We start from the raw sequence: 21,807 nt of genomic DNA on the forward strand, positions 1-21,807 counted from the left end.
CACCTCCTGAAAAGGAGGCAGGGAGGCAGCTCGCGAGCGAGCGATGGTGATGGGTCATGGAACTGCTCCTTGTGGAATCCATGCTTCCCGGCCCCCATGGCCGGGGCCGACAGGGCTTACGCCTTGCCGGAGTCCAGTGCGCCGTCCTGAGCGGCGAGGGCGAAGGTCATTCGGCGAACAGCATCTTTGCTGACGTCGGACATTCCCCTGTAGTAGGTGACGACTTCCTGCTCATCTGGAGCAAGGGCAACTTCTTCCAAAGGCTGGCGCTTCCCGGTCAGCACGTAAAGCACGTCGACGCCTGCTGCAGCGACGGCCTCCAGGTATACGGAATCAGGATTCCGTTCTCCCTTCTCGTACTTTCCTTGCGAGTTTCGATTCACGCCGCCCAGTTGACCTAATTCATCCTGCGTCAACTGCAGGCGGTCTCTTTCTTGGCGCAATCTGTCGCCTAATGCACGCGCTTGCACACAAATTCCTTTGACATGCGTCCGCTCGGGTGCATAATCAGCATCGAATGAACACGATTGAACACAGATGAACACTATGCCCGCCCCTCTTACCCCTGAGCAAGCCCGCGCCAAGCTGGACCGAGCGGGCATATCCCTAGCCGAGTTCTGCCGTACCCATTCGCTAAATAAAAATCTGGTCAGCGACCTGCTCAACGGCCGCAAGAAAGGTCGCCGGGGCGAGTCGCACCGTGCGGCAGTTCTACTCGGTATCAAGCAGGGCGAGATCCCGACTGCCAATGCGGCGCAACTGTAGGGCCAGCTGGCCCAGGGAGATACTGGAAGATGAAACGCCCTGCCCTAGAAACCCGCCGCCAGGTCATCAGTGCCGTGATCTGTGCATATCCCGGTGGTCGCGAATGCGCCGCAGCCCGCCTCGGCCTGCCGCTCAAAAAATTCGATAACCACGCCTACGAGACCGCCGGCTGCCGCCCGCTGAGTGACGCCCAGATCCTGCTGCTCGAGCAGGAGACCGGCACCACCCACCTGGTGGACTACCTGGCCTATCAGTACGGCGGCTTTTTCGTGCGCCAGGCCGAGATCGGCGACCTGGACAACCTGGACCTCTACGCCCGCTCGGTGAAGACCGCCGTCAAGCGTGGCCTGGTGGACCAGATCATCGGCCAGGCGCTCGAGGACGGCGTCATTGATGCGAAGGAGATCGAGCAGATCCTCGGCGCGCATCGCCGGCATATGGCGGCACGCGAGGAAGAGGTCTGGGCGGTGATCACGCTGCACGCGGCCAAGGCAACGGGCCCAAAACACTAGCCTGACGGCGAACCCTGAAAGCCTGCTAGGACAGCGGGCACGTAGTCGGCGCGGAGCGCCAGAAACCGGCCAGGCCGGAGCCGCCACAGGCGGCAGGGAAGATAGATGGCTTTGTTCAAGAAACAGAAGAAGGGGCAGTTCTGGTGCTGCTTCTGCGGTGCGCCCCTGGTCTGCCGGACCAGCTGGTTTGCCCACGTGTTCCTGCGACAGCAGGTATTCCAGTGTCACTTCGCGCCCTGCAGCGCATCGTTTTACGCCCATACCGAGCTGACCCACCTGGCCAGCCCAAGTGGATTGCCGAATGCGCCGGCTTGCGAGTTACCACCCAGCACCAGCCACCTCAACGCCATGGCGCAGAAGGTGTACGAGAACAACTTGGTCATCCGCGAAGAGCAGCTGAGTTTGCTCCAGGACGAGATCGAGGAAGACCAGCAGCAGCACGTCAGAGAGGACATCGCATCGTGACCACCACCAACCACCCCGCCGACTACCTCGACACCATGCAGGCTGCTGCCCTGGCCTACCTGCGCAACCACGAAGCAAAGCACCTCGGCCGCAGCCAGGCCCTGCAGGATGCCGCCGCCGCGCACCTGCAGCTGATGGGCGTGCCCCAGCACACCGCCGAGCGCTTGGTCGCTCGTGCCAGTGATCAACTCGAAGCCCTCAAGGGCCACCGCTTCCTGGACATCGATGCCAGCACCGGCGACGTCGTTGTCCTGGTCAACCCGGCCACTGGCCTGCGCTACTGCATTCCGGTCGTGGAGATCTTCGACGCCCTGATCGACGAAGACCCCGGCACGCGACAGAACGCCTCCCGCTAAGCCCCTGAATACCTGATCCATGCCCGCCTTGCGTGGGTATGGGTGAACTGCGCCTTTTTGCAGCGAGAAACATCATGCCGAACACCCTCAACGTCCACCTCGAGCTGCCGGCCGAAGCCGCCGAAGCCTTCGCCCGCTGGCTTCAAGGCCGAGCCGACTACACCGTCCAGCAGCACTGGGGTGAGCCCCGCTACGTGCGTATCGAGGACCTCACCAACCGCCGCGCCGCCATCCTCCGCCGCTTCCCCTCCCAGCTCGCCGCCGACCAGACCGCCCGCTTGATCCGCGCTCAGCTCGCCACCCAGGAGGCCAACTGATGCGCCGCCAGCTCGATGTCACCCTTCACCGCAACGCCGGCCAGCCCCTGGTCGTTTCCAATGACGGCGCCCTGGGCAAGGAAGACTTCTGGACCCCTGCCGAGCTGCGCGAGCTCGCCCGCGCCTTGAACATCCTGGCCACCGACGCCGAACGCCATGAGGGCGGCGACCTGCGCCTGGTGCGCGACCTCGGTACCGGCCGCGCGGCGGAGTTCTGAGCATGTACCAAATGGATCACCAGCTCCGCGCCGACGTGCTGCAGCGCCTCGAGGCTGACCTCGGCCTGCGGCACATCAACGGCACGGACTACATGCGCAAGGGCACCTGCCCGGCGTGCCACAAGACCGAGCTCTTCACCAGCCACGCCAATCCCTGGGTGGTGAAGTGCGGCCGCGAGGCGAAGTGTGGCCAGACCTGGCACGTCAAGGAGCTCTATAGCGACCTGTTCGAGGACTGGTCCGAGCGCTTCAAGCCCACCAACGACGCCCCGGCCGCTAGTGCCGATGGCTACCTCCAGTTCGCCCGCGGCTTCGATCTGGGCTTGATCAAAGGCTGGTACACCCAGGAGAACTACTGGGACCGCGACCTCGACATCGGCTCGGCCACCGTGCGCTTCGAAATGCCCGCCGGCGGCTACTGGGAACGGCTGATCGATCGCCCGAATCGCTTCGGTAGCAAGAAAGCCCGCTTCAAGCCGGCCTGGAGCTACAAGGGCAAGCTCTGGGTGCCGCCGACCGTTGACCTGCTGCTGGTCCAGGAGCTGTGGATCGTCGAGGGGATCTTCGACGCCATCGCCCTGCTGCATCACGGCATCCCGGCCGTCTCCATGATGTCGAGCGCGCCCTTCCCTGAGGAAGCCCTCAAGGAGCTGGCCCGTACCCGCGGCCCCAAGCTGCCGAAACTGGTCTGGGCCCTGGATAACGAGCCGACCGCCAGGGAGAACATCCGCAAGTGGGTACGCCTGGCCAAGGACCTCGGCTATCGCAACCAGGAAGCCGCTCAGATTCCGCAACCAGGTGGCCGCAAGGTCGACTGGAACGATCTGCACCAGCGCTGGATGTTCGAGAAAGAGGACAAGCGCAAAGACCGCATTGAGCGAGACCTGGAGATCGCCCACCACCAAGGCACCCTGCTGCTGGCCGACTCCCCCAAGGAGAAGGCGCTGCGGATCTACGGCTTCGAGGAAGCGAGCAGCGAGTTCTACTTCGACTTCGGCAACCGCATGTACTGGGCCAAGTTCGACCTCAGCAAGCTGGACGAAGAGCAGCGCGCCATCCTGGACAGCGACGAGCCCGAGGACCGGATGCTCAACGAGAACAGCGCCCGCCGCCGCGCCCTGGAGAACGTCTGCTCGCTCAAGTTGCTGGCCAACTGCAACTTCGAGACCCTCTACAAGCAGATCAGCGAATCCACCGGTGAGGCCTGGTACTACCTCCGCGTCAACCCGCCCCACGACGGCCCGGCCGAGAAGCTGGCCTTCACGCCCAAGCAGATGGCCTCGAGCGGTGAATTCAAGGCCAAGCTCTTGCACGCCGGCGCCACCTGGCTCGGCACCCAGAAGCACCTGGACCAGATCGTCATCACCCAAACCGAGGGCGTGAAGACCGTCGAGACCATCGACTTCATGGGCTACAGCAAGGACCACCAGGCCTACATCTTCAACGACATCGCCTGCCACAACGGCAACGTGGTCAAGGCCAACAGCGAGGACTACTTCGAGCTGGGCAAGCGCCGGGTGAAGTCCCCGTCGCTGTTGAAGATCAAGGCGCAGCCCGATAGCACCGGCTACCGCGAAGACTGGTTGCCCAAGCTCTGGCTATGCTTCGGTGCCAAGGGCCTGATCACCCTCACCTACTGGTTCGGCTCCCTGTTCGCCGAGCAGATCCGCGGCCAATACGAGAGCTTTCCCTTCCTGGAAGTGACTGGCGAGCCCGACGCCGGCAAGTCCACCCTACTGGTCTTCATCTGGAAGCTGTTCGGCCGAAACTACGAAGGTTTCGACCCGACCAAGGGCTCGGCCTCTGGCCGCAGCCGCGCCATGGGCCAGGTTGCCGGCATGCCGGTCGTGCTCCTCGAGGGCGACCGCAACAGCGATGCCGCCAACACCAAGAGCTTTGACTGGGACGAGCTGAAGGACTTCTTCGGCGGCGGTCTGCTGCGGACCCGCGGCGTCAAGAACAACACCAACGAAACCTACGAGCCGCCTTTCCGCGGGACCATCGTCATCAGCCAGAACGCGCCGGTGACGGGCCACGAAGCCATCCTCTCGCGGATCGTGAAGCTGCACTTCACCAAGCCCAAGATCACCGAGGCCAGCAGCGCGGCCGCGGACGCCATCAACCTGATGGAGATCGAGGAGCTGAGCCACTTCCTGGTCAAGGCCATCAAGGCCGAGCCCCAGGTCATGGCCCTATTCGCCGAGCGCTACCCGCACCACCGTCAGCGGCTGCGCAAGATGAGCGCCCTGCGCTCGGCCCGGGTGGTGAAGAACCACGCCATGATCCTGGCCCTGGTGGACTGCCTGGCCCTGATCCTGCCGCTGAGCGAGACCCACCTGGCTGCCTGTGATCAGCAGCTGCTGCAGATGGCCATGGAGCGCCAGAGCGCGATCAGCGCCGATCCAGCCGAGCTGGACGAATTCTGGGCCGTGTACGACTACCTGGAATCGCGCGGCGACCACGCCATGGTCAATCACGCCAAGAAGCCCGACGACCTCATCGCCATCAACCTCAACCAGTTCGCTGAGAAGGCCGCTGAGTTCAAGCAGAAGATCCCGGACCTCAACACCCTGCGCCGCATGCTGCCCGACTGCCGCCGGCACAAGCTCCTGGGCATCAACGTTTCCACGTCCAGCGCGATTCGCACCCGCGAAATGCTGCGCAACCCCCTGAGCGAGAAGAAAGAACCCAACGTGAAGTGCTGGCACTTCAAGCCCTGATCTGCCCCCCCCAAGGAGAGACACCATGCAGCAATACCACTACCGCTCCACAGACCCTGCAGTCGTCGCCATCGTCCAGGACTGCTTCAACCAGCGCCAAGCCCTGCGGCTCGCTGCTGATCGTCTGGGCGAGGCTTTCCGCGGTGAGGTCGCCCTGCTGCGCTCCACGACCGACGTCATGCCCGGCGGCATAAAGCTCAAGGGAGGCCAGGAGCTGGACGTCCACTGGTGCCGACCTGATCAGTGGGGCTTCCGTCGCCTGCGCGTCAAGCCGAAGACGGCCAAGGGCATGCCCAAGGCGGAGCGCGAAGCCCTCCAGGTCGAGCACCAGCGTCTGGTCCAGCTGTGGCAGGAGCACTGCCCGGCGTCGCTCGACGTGCATGCGTTCTGGGATCGCCTGGGCGTGAACACCGGCAACCTGCTGCTCAGCGGCGGCCTGTTCTTCACCCAGCACGGCTCAGCCTACTTCTGCCTGGGCTTCTGCATCGACCAGGACAAGCACCTGGCCAACGTCGCCGCAGGCAAGCCCAGCGCTGGCTGGATCGACGGTGCTGAGGAGATCCTGCCCAGCCACTACGACGCCGCCCGCCGCGACTACAACCGGGAGGCAGCTTGAGGGCCGGGAGCGCCCAACTGTTCGTGATCGAGGAGAGAAGGTCCGGATCCGCTGAAGGGACGCCGGAAAGAAAGAGGCCTGGGGAGCGCCAACTCGCCCAGGCCGACCACCACCACTGGAGAAACATCATGCCTAACGTAAACCAGCGCAGTAGCAATGCTCAGCCTATCACGCTCCACCCGGCCCTGGTGCAACGCTGCCAGGCCACCGCCCTGCTGGGCGAGGCGGTCATCCGCTACCAGGTCAGCCGCTCCAGCGGCGATCGCATCCACCTCCTCGCCCTGGCCAGCATGGCCAACACCCTCGGCGCCCTGACCGCCGAGGACGCCGAGGTCATCGAAACCACCCTGGCCAAGCCGGCCCAGCAGCACACCGGAGCAAGCGCATGAAGCACCGCATCGACATCGTCATCGACCTGGAAACCCTCGGCCAGTGCAACAACGCCCCGATCCTGTCCATCGGCGCCGTTGCCGTGACCGGTGCCGGCACCGCCACCGCGGCGATCGCCGGCGAGTTCTACAGCCGCGTCGACCTGGAATCCGCCATCGCCCGCGGCGCCGTGCCTGACAGCGAAACCATCGAATGGTGGTGGCAGCAGTCGCCCGAGGCCCGGGCCGAGATCGACGGCAGCCGCGATCGGGACGACATCCGGGCCGCGCTGCTGCTCTTCTCCGCCTGGCTGCTGCAGCAATCGACGCCTAAAGCCGACCAGGACGGCTATCTCGCCGACGTGGAACGGCGGATCTGGGGCAACAGCCCAAGTTTCGACTGCATCATTTTGGGCAACGCCTACCGTATCGGCGACAACCTGGTGCCCTGGCACCACCGTGAGGAGCGAGATCTGCGGACCCTGCTGGACCTGTACCCCGCCGCCAAGCTGCGCGACTTCGAGGGCATCCGCCACCACGCCCTGCACGACGCCCGCCACGAAGCCCACCAGCTGATCCAGGCCTTGTCCGTCCATGCCCTCCGCTTGGACTGCGCCAAGGCCGAAGCCAGCCGAGTGGCATCGCTGGAGCATTCCTACCAGCAGCCCACTGATCAGCAGGTCAGGTAATGCCGATCGAGGACGTCCAACAGCTCCTCGAGGCCGAGGCGCGCGCCTGGATCGGTAAGGGCTACAGTTCGCCCGAGCGGGTCCAAGAGTTGCGGGCAACCATCACCAAGCATCGCGGCGCTGCCGCGGCTGAGAACCTGATTCAAGAGATGCGCCGTCAGTACCGGCGCCTACGTGAGGAAGAGACCAATGGCCAGCAAGCTGGATAGATTTCTGCGCGAGGAAGAGGTGGTCGCGGTGACCTCTCTCTCGCGCGCCACCATCTGGCGACTGGTGAAGGCCAGCCAGTTTCCGCCGCCGGTCAACATTACCCCTGGTCGGGTCGGCTGGCGTGAGTCGGCCATTGCCGGATGGCAGAGCGACCCGATGAGATGGCAAGGCGGGGCTGCGTGAGCAGCCCCTTTTACTTGCTGACGTTCCGCTCCAACCACTCAGCCCACACCTGCAGACCGGCCCGCTTTTCCTCGAAGTAGTCATAGCGGTCATAGTGCTTCGACGATACGTCGTTAAAGGCGTGCCCTTGGATCCGGTCCCGCAACTCCTTGCTCAGCCCGGCGCTGGCCATCAGCGTCTTGCAGGTCCGTCGCAGGTCGCGCAGCGTGAACGGCCCGGCGAATGCCTTCTCATGCCGCTGATAGAGCTTTGTCACCGCCCTGGACAGTGACTGCACGTTGAGCGGCTGGCCCAGGACCCGGCCCTGGAACGGATAGGTACTCTGCTCATCGATCTCGTCCATCGTGTGCAGCACCTGACGCATCGGCTCGTTGAACGGCACCACGTGCAACTGCCGCTCCCCCTGGACCCGGCCCTTCGCGCTGCGAATCACCAGGTGGTCGTCGTGGTACATCGATCGATCAGACGCGAGCAGCTGCTCCGGCCGCTGACCTCCGGCGGCGATGAGGAAGCGGAGCAGCTCGGCGGTGGTAAGAGACAACTTCTCCGGCAGCAGCTGCCAGAGCGTCCGGAGTTCGACCTTCGACAACGCCCGGTCTCCAGGCTGCTCCCAGTCCTCTTGCACTGGGATGCTGGCCACTGGATTGCTCTGCAGGCCGAAGCGCACCTTCACCTGCAGATAGCTACGCGGGTTGTATTCCTGCTCAAGTCCCGCCTGGAACGCTGCGTGCAGCTGCGATCGCACTCGGTTGCAGTAGGTAGTGACGCCGTTATCGATCATCCGGCTGATGATGTCCCGAATGTCCGCAGGACCGATCAGCGATGCCGGCCGCTTCACCAGTCCCGGGAATGGCTCGCAGACGTAATGCCGAAACGACCAGGCCACATTACCAGCCGAGGCCGCCCCCTCCCCTTCCAGCTTCGCCAGATACGAATCCAGCAGCTCCTGGAAAGTGCCAGCGGCCGCCACCAGCTCCTTTTCGTCCCGGCAGCGATCGCGCGCATCCGTCAGCGTCAATGCCGGCCAGTTACCCAGCTTGCGCTTGCTCTTCTGCTCGCCGATCCGGCGCTGGTAATAGAACTCCTTGGAGCCATTGGGCCGCACCCGGAGCACCAGGACACCCTCGCCCCGGGCAGTGCGGCCGTCTGAAACCGAGTACTCCTTCTCTCGCGGCTTGAGTGCGCGGATCTGCTTTTCCGTCAGCATGTTTGGGGTCCGTTTCTGGGGGCCGTTCGCCGGAATCAAGGTGGTTTCGCCTGAGACGAGGTGAGACAGCCCAAGGGTATGGAAGCCCGCGATTCTACTGGCTTCCAGCGCCAATCTGACACTTCATGAATCAGCCTGAGATTCTAGGCGGAGCAGTTTCCCAAGCTCATGACGAGGGTTCGATTCCCTTCGCCCGCTCCAGATTTCAGGCGGCCTCCAATCAGTCCTTGCGGACACGCTGATTGGGGGCCGTTGCGTTTCCGGGCTCTGCCAAGGGGTTTTGCGTGCGCGAAACCTACCCCGCTACCAGGCTCCTCACCCGCTGCGCCAGGGCCTCCACCGCGAAGGGCTTGGTGAGGATCGCCATGCCGGGCTCCAGGTGGCCGTCGCTGAGCAGCGAGGTTTCGGCGAAGCCGGTGATGAACAGCACCTTGAGTGCCGGACGCTGGACCCGGGCGGCGTCGGCCAGCTGGCGACCGTTCATGCCGCCGGGCAGGCCGACGTCGGTGACCAGCAGATCGATACGGGCATCGGAGTGCAGCACTTCCAGGCCGCCGGCGCCGTCGGCGGCCTCGATGATGACGTAGCCCAGTTCGCGCAGCAGATCGGTCACCAGCATGCGCACCGTGGGTTCGTCGTCGACCACCAGCACCGTGGCATGGGCACCTTCCAGCAGACCGGGCTGGCCCGCTGCCAGAGGCAAGCCGCATGGTCGCCCCACCGGTCGCAGGGGCAGGTAAAGGCAGACCGTAGTGCCTTCGCCTGGCATCGAGCGCAGCCGCAGCTGGCCGCCCGACTGGCGGGCGAAGCCATAGATCATCGACAGCCCAAGGCCCGTGCCCTGCCCCATCGGCTTGGTGGTGAAGAAGGGTTCGAAGGCCTTGGCGGCGACCTCCGGCGGCATGCCGCTGCCGGTATCGGTCACGCTCAGGTGCAGATAGCGCCCGGGGGCCAGTTCGAAATCGCGGCTGTCCCCTTCGCCGAGGGTGCGATGACTGGCGGCGATGAGGATACGCCCGCCCTTGGGCATGGCGTCGCGCGCGTTGATGCACAGATTGAGCAGGGCGTTTTCCAGCTGGGACTGGTCCACCAGCAAGGGCTGGTCGTCCGGCAGACTGGTGAAGTGCACCTGGATGGCCGGCCCCACGGTGCGCTGCACCAGGTCGAGCATGCCGCCCACCAGCTGGTTGACCACCGTGGCCTCCGGGGCCAAGGTCTGGCGGCGGGCGAAGGCCAGCAGCCGGTGGGTCAGGGCCGCGGCGCGCTTGGCGCTGCCCTGGGCGGCCAACAGGTATTTTTCCAGCTCGGTGAAGCGCCCCTGGCCGATGCGCAGACTCATGAGGTCGAGGCTGCCGGAGATCCCCGCGAGCAGGTTGTTGAAATCATGGGCCAGGCCGCCGGTGAGCTGGCCGACCGCTTCCATCTTCTGCGACTGGCGCAGGGCTTCTTCCGAGCGGCGCAGTTCCTCGGTGCGCTCTTCGACGCGCTGCTCCAGGGTGGCGGTCAGGTCGCGCAACTCCGCCAGGGCACGGTCGCGCTCGTCGGCCAGGGCACGCCGGGCATCCACGTCCAGCAGCACGCCGGGGAAGCGCAGCGGGGTACCGTCCGGAGCCAGTTCGACGTGGCCGTTGGCCTCCAGCCAGTAGTAGCGGCCGTCGCTGCGGCGGACCCGGTACTGGTGGGCATAGCGCCCACCGCGCGCGATGACGTCGGCGATGGCCGCGGCCAGGCCGGCCTGGTCGTCCGGGTGGACGGTGGCCACCACCTGCGCCAGGCTCAGGCCATCGCGGCCCAGCGCCGGGTCGAGGCCGAAGTTGATGGCGAAGGCCTCGTCGACGGTGAATCTGTCGGTGGGCAGGTCCCAGTACCAAGTGCCGATGATGGCACCGGCGGCGAGGGCCAGTTGTACACGCTCGGCGGCGGCCAGCACGCTGCTCTCCGCGGCGCGCGCGCTGTCGCGCTCGTCGATGCGCGCCGAGAGTTCCTGTTCGAGGGTCAAGTTGTGCCGGCGCAGGGCGGCCTCGGCCACATCGCGCTGGTGGTGGGCCTGGACGCCGGCAGTGGTCTCGGTGGTTATGTTGAGCATGCCGACGATGGCCTCACCGTCACGCAGCGGGCTGTAGGAAAAGCTCCAGTAGGTGTCCTCGGGATAGCCGTTGCGGGTCATCACGAAGTGCTTGTCGACGAAGTGCAGTGCCTCGCCGGACAGCGTCCGCTCGATCAGCGGCGCGATCTCGTCCCACAGTTCCGCCCAGACCTTATCGATCGGCTGCCCCAATGCGGCAGGATGTCGCGCGCCGAGAAAGGGGGCGTAAGCCTGGTTGTAGATCAGCGTCTGCTCCGCGCCCCAGGTGGCGCACATGGCGAAGGGGGACGCCATCAGCAGGTCGTAGGTAGTCCGGAGGGCCACGGGCCAGCTGGCGCGCGCGCCCAGTGGCGTGGTTTCCCAGGCGAAACTTTCGAGATAGGACAAGGGACGACTCACTGGCAGAGGCACTGAGGGATCTCGTGGCCGTCCGGGTCCGCTGCAGGAGCCCGGATGGCCATGATAGGCAGGTACGAGCCTGCCTGCCAGAGTTCCAGGTGACCGACGGCGCCGCCGCCCCCATCAGTGGCAGGCCGGCCCTGCGGCATGCTGTCCCGGTGAAACGACTGGCACGTCCGCCGTGCATCTCTTACCGTGTGGCCCCCGCTGTCGCTGTCAGGTATCCGCTCGTCATGTCCGCGTCTTCCACCCCGCCCGAGGGGCTGCAACGCAGCCTGTCCAATCGCCATCTGCAACTGATCGCCATCGGCGGCGCCATCGGCACCGGCCTGTTCATGGGCTCGGGCAAGACCATCGCCCTGGCCGGCCCCTCGATCCTGCTGGTCTATCTGATCATCGGCAGCGCCCTGTTCTTTGTCATGCGCGCCCTGGGCGAACTGCTGCTGTCGGACCTGGACTACAAGTCCTTCATCGACTTCTGCACCGATCTGCTCGGCCCCTGGGCCGGCTTCTTCTGCGGCTGGACCTACTGGTTCTGCTGGATCGTCACCGCCATCGCCGATGTCATCGCCATCGCCGCCTATGCCCAGTTCTGGCTTCCAGGCCTCGCCCCCTGGATCCCGGCGCTGCTCTGCGTGCTGCTCCTGCTGGGGCTCAACCTGGTCACCGTGCGGCTGTTCGGCGAGCTGGAGTTCTGGTTCGCGCTGATCAAGATCGTCGCCATCTGCGCGCTGATCGTCACCGGCTTCGGCCTGGTGCTCTGGGGCTTCCAGTCGCCCTCGGGCAACGTCGCCAGCCTGGCCAATCTGTGGAACGACGGCGGCGTCTTTCCCATGGGGCTGGGCGGTTTCTTCGCCGGTTTCCAGATCGCCGTCTTCGCCTTCGTCGGCATCGAACTGGTGGGTACCACCGCCGCCGAAACCGCCGATCCGCGACGCAACCTGCCGCGGGCGATCAATTCCATTCCGCTGCGCATCCTGGTGTTCTATGTGCTGGCGCTGGTGGTGATCATGGCGGTGACGCCCTGGCGCCAGGTGGTGCCGGACAAGAGCCCCTTCGTCGAACTCTTCGTGCTGGCCGGCGTGCCCATGGCCGCCAGCCTGATCAATTTCGTGGTGCTGACCTCGGCCACCTCCTCGGCCAACAGCGGCATCTTCTCCACCAGCCGGATGCTCTATGGCCTGGCCCGCGAAGGTCATGCGCCACGCGGCCTCACCCGCCTTTCGCGGGCGGCGGTGCCGGCGCGCGGGCTGGTGCTGTCCTGCCTGTGCCTGCTGCTGGGTACGGTGCTGATCTACCTGATCCCCAACCTGGTCACCGCCTTCACCCTGGTCACCACCCTGGCCGCGGTGCTGTTCATGTTCGTCTGGTCGCTGATCCTGCTGGCCTGGCTGGCGTACCGCCGCAACCGTCCGGAGCGCCATGCCGCCTCGGCCTTTCGCCTGCCCGGCGGACGCTGGGTGTGCTACGGGGTGCTGGCCTTCTTCGCCGCGGTGCTGGTCCTGCTGACCCTGCAGGACGACACCCGCCAGGCGCTGCTGGCCAGTCCGCTGTGGTTCCTGCTGCTGGGCGTGGGCTACTGGTGGCGCGGGCGGCGGGCGGTACGCGCCGGCTAGACTGGCGCTGGGCGCTCAGCCCACCGTCCAGAGTTCATCGCGCCGGGTGGTGTAGCGCGGGCTGAGCAGGTCGCGGCGCATCTGCCAGGCGGGATCGCGCGGAATCCGTGCCGGTCTCAGGGTCTCGCGACCGAACCGGCCGTTGATGGCGTCCAGGGTCGCCATCAGCCGCGCAGCGGCCGGATCCGGGGCGGCGGCGAAGAGATCCGCCGCCACCTCGCCACGGCCGCAGAGATCGAGCAGCAGCACCTCGGCCTTGGCATAGCCGAAGCCGTCGCGAAAGATCTCGCGCAGGCCCGCCTGGGCCTGGTCGTTGAGCACCCGGGTGTCGTCGCTGGGCGCCGGCAGGTTGAGCAGGGCGGCATTGGCGTAGCGGCCGTCGTCGGCGCCGTGCATGCCGGTCTGGATACTGACCCTCAGGGTGCGACAGAGCGAGCCCTGGGCGCGCAGCTTTTCCGCGGCGCGGGCGGTGTAGCTGGCCACCGCCTCGGCCAGGGCGCCGAACTGGTACTGGCGGCGACCGAACATGCGACTGCTGCAGATCGTCTGCCGTGGCGCTTCCAGTTCCTCCAGGCTCAGGCAGGCCAGTCCGCGCAATTCCCGTGCGGTCTTTTCCAGCACCACGCTGTAGCGCTGGCGCAGCGACCAGGCGTCCTGCCCGGCCAATTCCCAGGCGGTGCTGACGCCCTCCCCGCGCAGGCGCGCGGCCAGGCGCCGGCCGACCCCCCAGACGTCTTCGATGGGCGAATGCTTGAGCACCCAGTCGTGCACTGCCGGGTCGCGCAGATCCAGCACCCCGCCGGTGCGCGCCGGCCAGCGCTTGGCGGCGGCATTGGCCAGCTTGGCCAGGGTCTTGGTGCCGGCGATGCCGACGCTGACCGGGATACCCGTCCACTTCTGCACCCGCGCCTGCAGACGCTGGCCGAGGGCATCCAGGGGTTCGGGCAGGCCGGCCAGATCGGCGAACACCTCGTCGATGCTGTAGCGCTCCAGGCGCGGCACCAGGGTCGCCAGGGTGCGCATCACCCGATCGCTGAGATCGCCATAGAGGGCGTAGTTGGAACTGAAGGCCTCGACCTCGCCGCGCCGGGCCAGTTCGCGGACCTGGAACCAGGGCGCGGCCATGGCGATGCCCAGGCGCTTGGCCTCGGCCGAGCGGGCGATCACGCAGCCGTCGTTGTTCGACAGCACCACCACCGGCCGCTGCGCGAGATCGGGGCGGAAGACCCGCTCGCAACTGCAATAGAAGGCGTTGCAGTCGATCAGCGCCAGCACCGACTCAGCCATGGCCGAAGCGCCTCAGGCTGTGGGTGGCGACGCCCCAGACCTCGAAGTCGTCGCGCTCGCCGATGACCAGGGGCGCATAGGCGGGATTTTCCGCCAGCAGGACGAAATGGGCGCCGCGCCGGCCGAGGCGCTTGAGGGTGGGTTCGCGATCGCGCACCGCCACCACGATGTCGCCGACCCGTGCCGGCCTGGCGCGATCGACGATCACCAGATCGCCGGCAAAGATCCCGGCGCCGGTCATGCTGTCGCCACTGACCTGGATGACATAGGTGTGGGGCGCGCGCAGGTCGACCAGTTCGTCCAGCGAGACCTGGCGCTCCAGATGATCCTGGGCCGGCGAGGGAAAGCCGCACGGCAGGCGAAAATCATAGAGCGGCAGCCGGGTCTCGGACGACTCCAGGCAACCCAGGACGGTAACGGACATGACAAGGCGCTCCTGCGGATAACTGTCTATTTATACAGTTATCCGCAGCTGCCGTGTTGTAAAGTCCGACCTAACCCTCGCCGATGAGCGGCGCCCTCAGGCGCTGAGGCGAAAGCGCGAAACGATGCCGCGCAGGTCCTGGGAGAGACCGGCGAGACGCTCGGCGGTGCCGGCATCGGCTTCGATCCCGCCCAGGACCTGCAGGGTGCTGGCGCGGATGCCGGTGGTGTTGCGGTTGATGTCCTCGGAGACCGCGGCCTGCTGTTCCGCGGCGCTGGCGATCTGCACGTTGACGTCGACGATGCGCTCCACGGCGGCGCCGATGCTGGTCAGGCTGACGCTGGCCTGCTCGGCCGCCGCGACGCCGGTCAGGGCATGGCCGCGACTGGCCTGCATCTGCCCGACGGCCTCGCCGGTGGCGGCCTGCAACTGCTCGATGATGCGGCGGATTTCCTCGGTGGAGGTCTGGGTGCGCGAGGCCAGGGTGCGGACCTCGTCGGCCACCACGGCGAAGCCACGGCCCTGCTCGCCGGCCCGGGCGGCCTCGATGGCGGCGTTGAGCGCCAGCAGGTTGGTCTGCTCGGCGATGGTACGGATTACCGCGATGACCCCGCCGATGGCCTGGCTGTGGCTTTCCAGGGCCGCGACCTTGGTGGCGCTGAGGTCCACCTCGGCGGCCAGGGCCTCGATGGCCTGTTGCGTCTGCTGCATCACCCGGGTGCCTTCCCGGGTGGCCTGATCGGCCTGCTGGGCGGCGGCCACGGCACCTTCGGTGTTGTTGGCGACGTCCGCCACGCTGGCGGTCATCTCGGTGATGGCGGTGGCCACCTGGTCGGTTTCGCCCTGTTGCGTCTGCATGGTCGAACGCGCCTGGCCAATGGAGCCAGCCAGAGATCCCGAGGCCTCAGCCACCGCGTTGGAGGCCTGATCGACCTCCCGCAGCGAACGACCGAAGGCCTCCAGCATCGCGTCCAGGCTACGGCCGATGTCGGCGATCTCGTCACGTCCGCGCAGGGCGGCGCGGCGACTCAGATCGCCCTGGGCAGCGGCGGCGGTCACCCCGACCAGTTCGGCGATCCCCAGGCGCATGGCCTGGTAGATGCCGGCGAAGGTGTAGGCCAGCAGCAGCAGGGCACCCAGGATCAGGCCCACGACCAGATTGCGCAGCGTGGTCGCATGGGCCAGCCGCTCGGCCAGCATCTGGGAGAGAACCCCCTGCGTTTCCTCCTGCACCTTGAAGTAGCGCGCGACCACGGCATTGCCTTGGGCCCCCAGGGCGCGTCCGTCGACCTTGCCCTCGCCATTCATGGCGGACAGCATGCCCTGACGGAAATTGGCGTAGTCATCCGCCGCCTGGGCCAGGGAACCCTTGAGGCGCTGCGCCAGTTCCGGCGCTTGGCGCGCCAGGAGTCTAAGGCCCTGCTCCAGTTCGTCGGCGGTCTGCCGCTCCTGGCGCACCACCCCGCGCGCCACGTTGAGACTGGCCGGATCGAAGCTGTTGGTGGCGCTCAGACCGGTAGCCAGGCCACGCAGCTGGCCGATGAGGTTGATTTCCCGCGGCAGACGCACGGAGCTGATGTCGATAAGAAAGAGACTGGTGTAGTCCGAATCCAGCGCCAGCCCTGAGGTGGCCGAGACGTAATAGAAGAAGTTCAGCGTCTGGATCAGTTGCTGGTTCCAGGCTTCGAATACCTCCAGCGCGGTGCCCGAGGTTCCCTGCAGCAGGCGCTCGACGCCCTGCCGCAACTTGCTCAGGCGGTCGCCGGTTTCAAGCTGGGTGCCGAGTTCGCGATCCAGCCGGCCGAGATCGTCATAGGCCTTGAGCAGGTTGTCACGGTTGTTCTGCCAATCCTGCTGGGCCGAGGCATCGCCATCCTGGAGCCGTTTGGTCAGGGCGCGCTGCAGCATGCTCAGGCGAGCGATGGGCGCCAGTTGCGTCAGATAGCGCTGACCGTCGATTTCCTGGGCCAGGCCGGCCCGCTGTTCCTGGATATCCTGATAGAGATAGACGCTGAGAAACACCAGGGGCACTAGGATGATGGCCGCCAGGCAGGCGAATTTGGCGGGGAATCTCAGGCGATTCATTAGGCTTACGACAGGGGTCAACAGATTCATGGCGGGCTCACGGGCGGCAGAGGGTCACTTGGGCTGTACCGCCCAATTTGTGACGTAATAGACAGAGTTTTCTGTAACAGTTCTATCGCTATCGGCCTGCCGTCTCGCTTATATGGCCCTTTGCCACTCAACGGTCGAAAGGCGTCTCCCAACGGTTGTAGGATGGCTCTGGCATGTATGATGTAGTGATTCTCAATGCCCTTGTGCTGGATGGTCGCGACCGTCCGGGCCGGGTTCTCGACGTGGCGATTGCCGGCGAGCGTATCCAGGCACTCGGTCAGTTGGCCGGGCAACCGGCACGGGAGGTCCGCGATGGCCGCGGCCTGGCGCTGGCGCCCGGCTTCATCGATGTCCATACCCATGACGACACCATGGTCATCCGCCGCCCTGAGCAACTGCCCAAGCTCAGTCAGGGGGTCACCACCGTGGTGGTCGGCAACTGCGGCATCAGCGCCGCCCCGGTGCGGTTGCGTGGCGAGCCGCCGGATCCGCTGAATCTGCTGGGCCCGGCCGCGGCCTTCAGCTATCCCACCTTTACTGCCTATCGCGCGGCGGTGGAGCAGGCCCGCCCCGGCGTCAACGTCGCCGCCCTGGTCGGGCACACGGCGCTGCGCAGCAATCACTTGGACGATCTCCAGCGTGCCGCCACCCCTGCCGAGATCGCTGCCATGCGCGCCGAACTGCGCGACAGCCTGGCCGCTGGCGCTCTGGGGCTCTCCACCGGCCTGGCCTACGCCTCCGCCATGGCGGCGCCAACCGCGGAGGTGGCGGAGCTGGCCGCCGAGCTGGACGCCGTGGGCGGACTCTATGCCACCCATTTGCGCAGCGAATTCGCCGCGGTGCACGAGGCCCTGGACGAAGCCCTGGACATCGGTCGCCAGGCCCGGGCGCCGGTGGTGGTGTCCCACTTCAAGTGCGCCGGGGTGGACAACTGGGGCCGCGCGCCGGAGTTGCTCGGCGCTCTGGCGCGGGCCGCCCACGGCCAGCCGGTCGGCTGCGACTGCTATCCCTATGCCGCCAGCTCCTCCACCCTGGATCTCAGGCAGGTCACCGACCGCCACCGCATCACCATCACCTGGTCCACCCCGCATCCCGAGTGCGGCGGCCGCGACCTGGCCGCCATCGCCGCCGACTGGGGCCTGGACCTGCAGGCCACCGCCCGCCGCCTGCAACCGGCCGGTGCCGTCTACTACGGCATGAGCGAAGCCGACGTGCGCCTCATCCTCGCCCATCCGCTGAGCATGATCGGCTCCGATGGCCTGCCCGAGGACCCCTTCCCCCATCCGCGACTCTGGGGCGCCTTCCCGCGGGTGCTCGGTCACTTCAGCCGCGACCTCGGCCTCTTTCCCTTGCACACCGCCGTGCACAAGATGACCGGCCTCTCCGCCGCCCGCTTCGGCTTGGCGGGTCGCGGCCTGATCGAGCCCGGCGCCCAGGCCGATCTGGTGCTGTTCGACCCCGCCCGCATCCGCGACGTGGCCGACTTCAGCGAGCCGCAACGGCCTGCCGAAGGCATCGAAGCGGTCTGGGTGAATGGGCAACTGGCCTATGCACCGGGGCAAGCCATTGGCGAGCGTCATGGTCGCTTCCTGCCGCGCGCCGGGGATCTGCGGTCGACCTTCCCACGTTCCGCCTGAGCGCTACCAGGTAACGCCTCCAGCTGGTGCATCCCCGTTACCTTCCGCCACCTCCCGGTGCCCCTTGGCGCACCGGGAACCCCTTCGGCTGCCTGTCCCCCGTGCCAAGCCCTTGATTTGCAACGTCATGCGAATAGCTGGCACAGTCGCTGCAATCTATTCCGTTGTTACGAACATACTTCCGCTATAACGGAAAAGGAGACATGCGATGACAGCCAAGACGAAGGGGTGGAAAACGCTGGCGCTGCTGGTCGGCCTGGTCGCCATGACCGGCGCCCAGGCGGCCAAGCTGGATGACGTGCTCAAGCGCGGCCATCTGGTCGTGGGTACCGGCAGCACCAACGCCCCCTGGCACTTCCAGGGCGCCGACGGCAAGTTGCAGGGCTTCGATATCGATATCTCAAAGGTCATCGCCAAGGGCCTGTTCAACGATCCGGAAAAGGTCGAATTCGTCGTGCAGGGTTCGGATGCGCGCATTCCCAACCTGCTCACCGACAAGGTCGACATCAGCTGCCAGTTCATCACCGTGACCGCCAGCCGCGCCCAGCAGGTCGCCTTCACCCTGCCCTACTACCGCGAGGGTGTGGCCCTGCTCCTGCCGGCCAACAGCCGCTACCAGCAGATCGATGACCTCAAGGCGGCCAAGAGCGACCTGACCGTGGCCGTGCTGCAGAACGTCTATGCCGAGGAACTGGTGCACCAGGCCTTGCCCGGCGCCAAGGTCGACCAGTACGACAGCGTCGACCTGCTCTACCAGGCCCTGGGCACCGGTCGCGCCGACGCCGTGGCCACCGACCAGTCCTCGGTCAAGTACCTGATGACCCAGAATCCCGGTCGCTACCGCTCGCCCGACTACGCCTGGAGTCCCCAGACCTACGCCTGTGCGGTCAAGCGCGGCGACCAGGACTGGCTGAACTTCGTCAACACCGCCCTGCACGAGGCCATGACCGGTGTGGAATTCCCCACCTACCAGGCTTCCTTCAAGAAGTGGTTCGGCGTCGAGCTGCCGTCCCCGGCGATCGGCTTCCCCGTCGAGTTCAAGTGATCCTGGCCCCGGCGCGGCCTGTCCGCGCCCTCTAGGTAGACGTCGAGCATGAACTACACCCTCAACTTCGCCCCCGTGTGGCAGAACCTGGACCACCTGTTGGCCGGGCTCGCCCTCGGCCTGCAGCTGGCGCTGGTGGGCATCGCCATCGGCTGCCTGATCGGCCTGGCCACGGCCTTCGCCCTGCTCTCACCGGTGCGGGCGCTGCGTTGGCTGGCAGCGGGCTACGTCACCCTGGTGCGCAACACCCCGATCCTGGTGCTGATCCTCCTGCTGTACTTCGCCCTGCCCAGCATCGGCATCCGCCTGGACAAGCTCAGCTCCTTTCTCATCACCCTGGCGCTCTATGCCGGCGCCTACCTGGCCGAGGTGTTTCGCGGCGGCCTCATGGCCATTCCCAAGGGCCAGCGCGAGGCCGGTCTGGCCATCGGCCTGCGCGAATGGCAGATCAAGGCCTACGTCATCATTCCGGTGATGCTGCGCAACGTGCTGCCGTCGCTTTCCAACAGCTTCATCTCGCTGTTCAAGGACACCTCCCTGGCGGCGGCCATCGCCGTGCCGGAACTGACCTACCAGGCGCGCAAGATCAACTTGGAAAGTTACCGGGTCATCGAGACCTGGCTGGTGACCAGCGCCCTCTACATCCTCACCTGCTACGTCATCGCCCTGCTGCTGCGCCAGCTGGAGCGGCGGCTGAGCCTGACCCGCTAGGAGCCCGATCGTGTACGAAGCCCCTTCCTGGTTCCTGGAATTGTGGAACGCCCGCCAGACCCTGGCCGCCGGTTTCGCCACCACCCTGGCCTGCTCCGTGCTGGCGGTACTGGGCGGCACCCTGCTCGGTACCCTCGGCGGCCTGGCGCTGACCTACGGGCGCTGGCCGCTGCGCCTGCCGTTCCGCATCTATTCCGACCTGATCCGGGGTACCCCGGTGTTCGTGCTGGTGCTGGCCTGCTACTACATGGCACCGGCCCTGGGCCTGCGGCCCACGCCCTTCCAGGCCGGCACCGCGGCGCTGCTGCTGTTCTGCGGCTCTCATGTGGCGGAGATCGTCCGCGGCGCCCTGCAGGCCATTCCGCGTGGCCAGCACGAGGCGGCCAAGGCCATCGGCCTGACCTTCGCCCAGAGTCTCAAGGAGGTGCTCCTGCCCCAGGCGCTGCGCCAGATCCTGCCGACCTGGGTCAACGCCTCCACCGAGATCGTCAAGGCCTCCACCCTGCTCTCGGTGATCGGCGTGGCCGAGTTGCTCCTGAGCAGCCAGCAGGTCATCGCCCGCACCTTCATGACCCTGCAGTTCTATCTGTTCGCCGGGCTGCTGTTCTTTCTCATCAACTTCGCCATCGAGCGGCTCGGCCGCTATCTGGAAAAACGGGTGACCCTGCCATGACCGATTCCAACGTCCCCCTGCTGAGCATCAATGACCTGCACAAGAGCTTTGGCGCCGTGGAGGTGCTCAAGGGCATCGACCTGTCCCTGGATCGCGGCGACGTGGTCACCCTGATCGGCTCCAGCGGCTCGGGCAAGACCACCCTGCTGCGCTGCGTCAACCTGCTGGAAGACTTCCAGGGCGGTAGCATCCGGCTGGCCGGCGAGGCCATCGGCTATCGCGAGGAAGGCGGTCGCCGCCAGCGCCTGCCAGAGCGCGAGATCGCCCGCCAGCGCTCGCTCACCGGCATGGCCTTCCAGCAATTCAATCTGTTTCCCCACCTCACCGCCCTGGAAAACGTCACCCTCGGCCTGCGCAAGGTCAAGAAGATGGGCAAGGACGAAGCCGTGGCCATCGGCGAGCAGTGGCTGCGCCGGGTCGGCCTGATCGAGCGCCGCGATTATCATCCCGGCCAGCTTTCCGGCGGGCAGCAGCAGCGGGTGGCCATCGCCCGCGCCATCGCCATGAATCCCAGTCTGATGCTGTTCGACGAACCCACCTCGGCGCTGGACCCGGAGCTGGTCGGCGAGGTGCTGGCGGTGATCAAGGACCTGGCCCAGGACGGCATGACCATGCTGCTGGTGACCCACGAGATGAGATTCGCCTACGAGGTGTCCGATCGCATCGTCTTCATGAGCCAGGGCCGCATCGAGGAGCAGGGTCCGCCCCGCGAGCTGTTCGAGCGGCCGCGCTCCACCCGTCTCGCCGAATTCCTCGGCCGGACCTCTTTCTGAATCCTTCCCCCGTAACAGGAGCAACCTTATGAGCATCACTCGATACGGCGCCGGCGAACGCGGCGCAGGTGGCCAACCCCTGCCCTTCGCCCGCGCGGTGGAAGCCGATGGCTGGCTGCACGTCTCCGGCCAGGTGGCCATGGAGAATGGCGAGATCATCGACGGCGGCATCGTCGCCCAGACCCACAAGACCATGCAGAATCTGATCGCCATCCTCCACGAAGCCGGCTACGGTCTGGAACACGTGGTGCGCGCCGGCGTCTGGCTGGACGATCCGCGCGACTTCTGGAGCTTCAACAAGGTGTTCGCCGAGTACTTCGCCGGCAACGCCCCGGCGCGCGCCTGCGTGCAATCCTCCATGATGGTGGACTGCAAGGTCGAGATCGACTGCATCGCCTACAAACCCAAGAGCTGA

General features: G+C 66.3%; 24 protein-coding genes and 1 pseudogene. 19 read left to right on the plus strand and 6 right to left on the minus strand.

What is annotated here, in order from left to right; all coding sequences use genetic code 11:
* Positions 1-116: 116 nt before the first annotated feature.
* Positions 117-470, minus strand: a complete 354-nt coding sequence (locus PVZ72_RS23145) for a helix-turn-helix domain-containing protein (protein WP_252977273.1) — start codon at positions 468-470, stop codon at positions 117-119.
* Positions 471-546: 76 nt separating this feature from the next.
* Here PVZ72_RS23145 and PVZ72_RS23150 point away from each other — a divergent pair, with 76 nt between their 5' ends.
* From PVZ72_RS23150 to PVZ72_RS23205, 12 genes are all read left to right on the plus strand, one after another.
* Entirely contained in the window at positions 547-765 is a 219-nt protein-coding gene (locus PVZ72_RS23150) for a DNA-binding protein (protein WP_187981313.1), read from the plus strand.
* Positions 766-794: 29 nt separating this feature from the next.
* On the plus strand, positions 795-1,277 hold the full coding sequence (locus PVZ72_RS23155; protein ID WP_187981227.1) for a YmfL family putative regulatory protein: 483 nt from the start codon (positions 795-797) through the stop codon (positions 1,275-1,277).
* A gap of 105 nt (positions 1,278-1,382) precedes the next feature.
* Complete coding sequence (locus PVZ72_RS23160; RefSeq protein ID WP_187981226.1) at positions 1,383-1,742, plus strand: hypothetical protein; 360 nt, start codon at positions 1,383-1,385, stop codon at positions 1,740-1,742.
* Entirely contained in the window at positions 1,739-2,098 is a 360-nt protein-coding gene (locus tag PVZ72_RS23165; protein ID WP_187981225.1) for a hypothetical protein, read from the plus strand. Before PVZ72_RS23160 ends, PVZ72_RS23165 begins: the two co-directional genes overlap by 4 nt.
* Before the next feature lie 74 nt (positions 2,099-2,172).
* Positions 2,173-2,415 (plus strand): hypothetical protein, encoded by a 243-nt coding sequence (locus tag PVZ72_RS23170; protein ID WP_187981224.1) that lies wholly within the window; start codon positions 2,173-2,175, stop codon positions 2,413-2,415.
* Positions 2,415-2,633 carry a hypothetical protein gene (locus tag PVZ72_RS23175; RefSeq protein ID WP_115946732.1) on the plus strand — a complete coding sequence of 73 codons (219 nt, stop codon included), beginning with the start codon at positions 2,415-2,417 and terminating at the stop codon, positions 2,631-2,633. Before PVZ72_RS23170 ends, PVZ72_RS23175 begins: the two co-directional genes overlap by 1 nt.
* Before the next feature lie 2 nt (positions 2,634-2,635).
* A complete protein-coding gene (locus tag PVZ72_RS23180; protein WP_187981223.1) occupies positions 2,636-5,353 on the plus strand; it encodes a toprim domain-containing protein in 2,718 nt (905 codons plus the stop codon).
* 25 nt (positions 5,354-5,378) lie between these two features.
* Positions 5,379-5,969 (plus strand): hypothetical protein, encoded by a 591-nt coding sequence (locus tag PVZ72_RS23185; RefSeq protein WP_187981222.1) that lies wholly within the window; start codon positions 5,379-5,381, stop codon positions 5,967-5,969.
* A 128-nt stretch (positions 5,970-6,097) separates the two neighbouring features.
* Positions 6,098-6,358 carry a hypothetical protein gene (locus PVZ72_RS23190; protein ID WP_115946729.1) on the plus strand — a complete coding sequence of 87 codons (261 nt, stop codon included), beginning with the start codon at positions 6,098-6,100 and terminating at the stop codon, positions 6,356-6,358.
* Entirely contained in the window at positions 6,355-7,026 is a 672-nt protein-coding gene (locus PVZ72_RS23195; RefSeq protein ID WP_187981221.1) for a 3'-5' exonuclease, read from the plus strand. The genes PVZ72_RS23190 and PVZ72_RS23195 overlap by 4 nt, the downstream gene beginning before the upstream one ends.
* A complete protein-coding gene (locus PVZ72_RS23200; RefSeq protein ID WP_187981220.1) occupies positions 7,026-7,235 on the plus strand; it encodes a DUF7696 family protein in 210 nt (69 codons plus the stop codon). Before PVZ72_RS23195 ends, PVZ72_RS23200 begins: the two co-directional genes overlap by 1 nt.
* Positions 7,216-7,419 carry a helix-turn-helix transcriptional regulator gene (locus tag PVZ72_RS23205; RefSeq protein ID WP_115946727.1) on the plus strand — a complete coding sequence of 68 codons (204 nt, stop codon included), beginning with the start codon at positions 7,216-7,218 and terminating at the stop codon, positions 7,417-7,419. Before PVZ72_RS23200 ends, PVZ72_RS23205 begins: the two co-directional genes overlap by 20 nt.
* Before the next feature lie 10 nt (positions 7,420-7,429).
* Here the strand turns inward: PVZ72_RS23205 and PVZ72_RS23210 are convergent, their stop codons facing one another.
* Both PVZ72_RS23210 and PVZ72_RS23215 read right to left on the minus strand, forming a co-directional pair.
* Positions 7,430-8,626 carry a tyrosine-type recombinase/integrase gene (locus PVZ72_RS23210; RefSeq protein ID WP_187981219.1) on the minus strand — a complete coding sequence of 399 codons (1,197 nt, stop codon included), beginning with the start codon at positions 8,624-8,626 and terminating at the stop codon, positions 7,430-7,432.
* 295 nt (positions 8,627-8,921) lie between these two features.
* A pseudogene (locus PVZ72_RS23215) lies at positions 8,922-10,610 on the minus strand (ATP-binding protein); the annotation flags it as partial.
* A 734-nt stretch (positions 10,611-11,344) separates the two neighbouring features.
* Here PVZ72_RS23215 and cycA point away from each other — a divergent pair.
* On the plus strand, positions 11,345-12,727 hold the full coding sequence (gene cycA / locus PVZ72_RS23225) for a D-serine/D-alanine/glycine transporter (RefSeq protein ID WP_187981217.1): 1,383 nt from the start codon (positions 11,345-11,347) through the stop codon (positions 12,725-12,727).
* A gap of 15 nt (positions 12,728-12,742) precedes the next feature.
* Here the strand turns inward: cycA and PVZ72_RS23230 are convergent, their stop codons facing one another.
* The 3 genes from PVZ72_RS23230 to PVZ72_RS23240 form a co-directional block, all read right to left on the minus strand.
* Entirely contained in the window at positions 12,743-14,014 is a 1,272-nt protein-coding gene (locus tag PVZ72_RS23230; RefSeq protein ID WP_273863099.1) for a Y-family DNA polymerase, read from the minus strand.
* Positions 14,007-14,438, minus strand: coding sequence for a LexA family protein (locus PVZ72_RS23235; protein ID WP_133862066.1), 432 nt, complete (start codon positions 14,436-14,438; stop codon positions 14,007-14,009). The genes PVZ72_RS23230 and PVZ72_RS23235 overlap by 8 nt, the downstream gene beginning before the upstream one ends.
* Before the next feature lie 96 nt (positions 14,439-14,534).
* Positions 14,535-16,553: a methyl-accepting chemotaxis protein gene (locus tag PVZ72_RS23240; protein WP_273863101.1), complete on the minus strand. Its 2,019-nt coding sequence runs from the start codon at positions 16,551-16,553 to the stop codon at positions 14,535-14,537.
* A gap of 173 nt (positions 16,554-16,726) precedes the next feature.
* On the opposite strand from PVZ72_RS23240, the gene PVZ72_RS23245 reads away from it, so the two are divergent.
* The 6 genes from PVZ72_RS23245 to PVZ72_RS23270 all read left to right on the plus strand — a co-directional run bounded on the left by PVZ72_RS23245 (position 16,727) and on the right by PVZ72_RS23270 (position 21,807).
* On the plus strand, positions 16,727-18,190 hold the full coding sequence (locus PVZ72_RS23245) for an N-acyl-D-amino-acid deacylase family protein (protein WP_144956061.1): 1,464 nt from the start codon (positions 16,727-16,729) through the stop codon (positions 18,188-18,190).
* A 265-nt stretch (positions 18,191-18,455) separates the two neighbouring features.
* Positions 18,456-19,235 (plus strand): transporter substrate-binding domain-containing protein, encoded by a 780-nt coding sequence (locus PVZ72_RS23250; protein ID WP_236712125.1) that lies wholly within the window; start codon positions 18,456-18,458, stop codon positions 19,233-19,235.
* Positions 19,236-19,283: 48 nt separating this feature from the next.
* Positions 19,284-19,946 (plus strand): amino acid ABC transporter permease, encoded by a 663-nt coding sequence (locus PVZ72_RS23255; RefSeq protein WP_133862070.1) that lies wholly within the window; start codon positions 19,284-19,286, stop codon positions 19,944-19,946.
* A gap of 10 nt (positions 19,947-19,956) precedes the next feature.
* Positions 19,957-20,619 carry an amino acid ABC transporter permease gene (locus PVZ72_RS23260; protein ID WP_273863102.1) on the plus strand — a complete coding sequence of 221 codons (663 nt, stop codon included), beginning with the start codon at positions 19,957-19,959 and terminating at the stop codon, positions 20,617-20,619.
* On the plus strand, positions 20,616-21,392 hold the full coding sequence (locus tag PVZ72_RS23265) for an amino acid ABC transporter ATP-binding protein (protein ID WP_273863103.1): 777 nt from the start codon (positions 20,616-20,618) through the stop codon (positions 21,390-21,392). Before PVZ72_RS23260 ends, PVZ72_RS23265 begins: the two co-directional genes overlap by 4 nt.
* A 28-nt stretch (positions 21,393-21,420) precedes the next feature.
* Complete coding sequence (locus tag PVZ72_RS23270) at positions 21,421-21,807, plus strand: RidA family protein (RefSeq protein WP_273863104.1); 387 nt, start codon at positions 21,421-21,423, stop codon at positions 21,805-21,807.

The organism is Pseudomonas sp. LA5 (assembly GCF_028640825.1).
Taxonomy (GTDB): Bacteria; Pseudomonadota; Gammaproteobacteria; order Pseudomonadales; family Pseudomonadaceae; genus Chryseomonas; species Chryseomonas aestiva.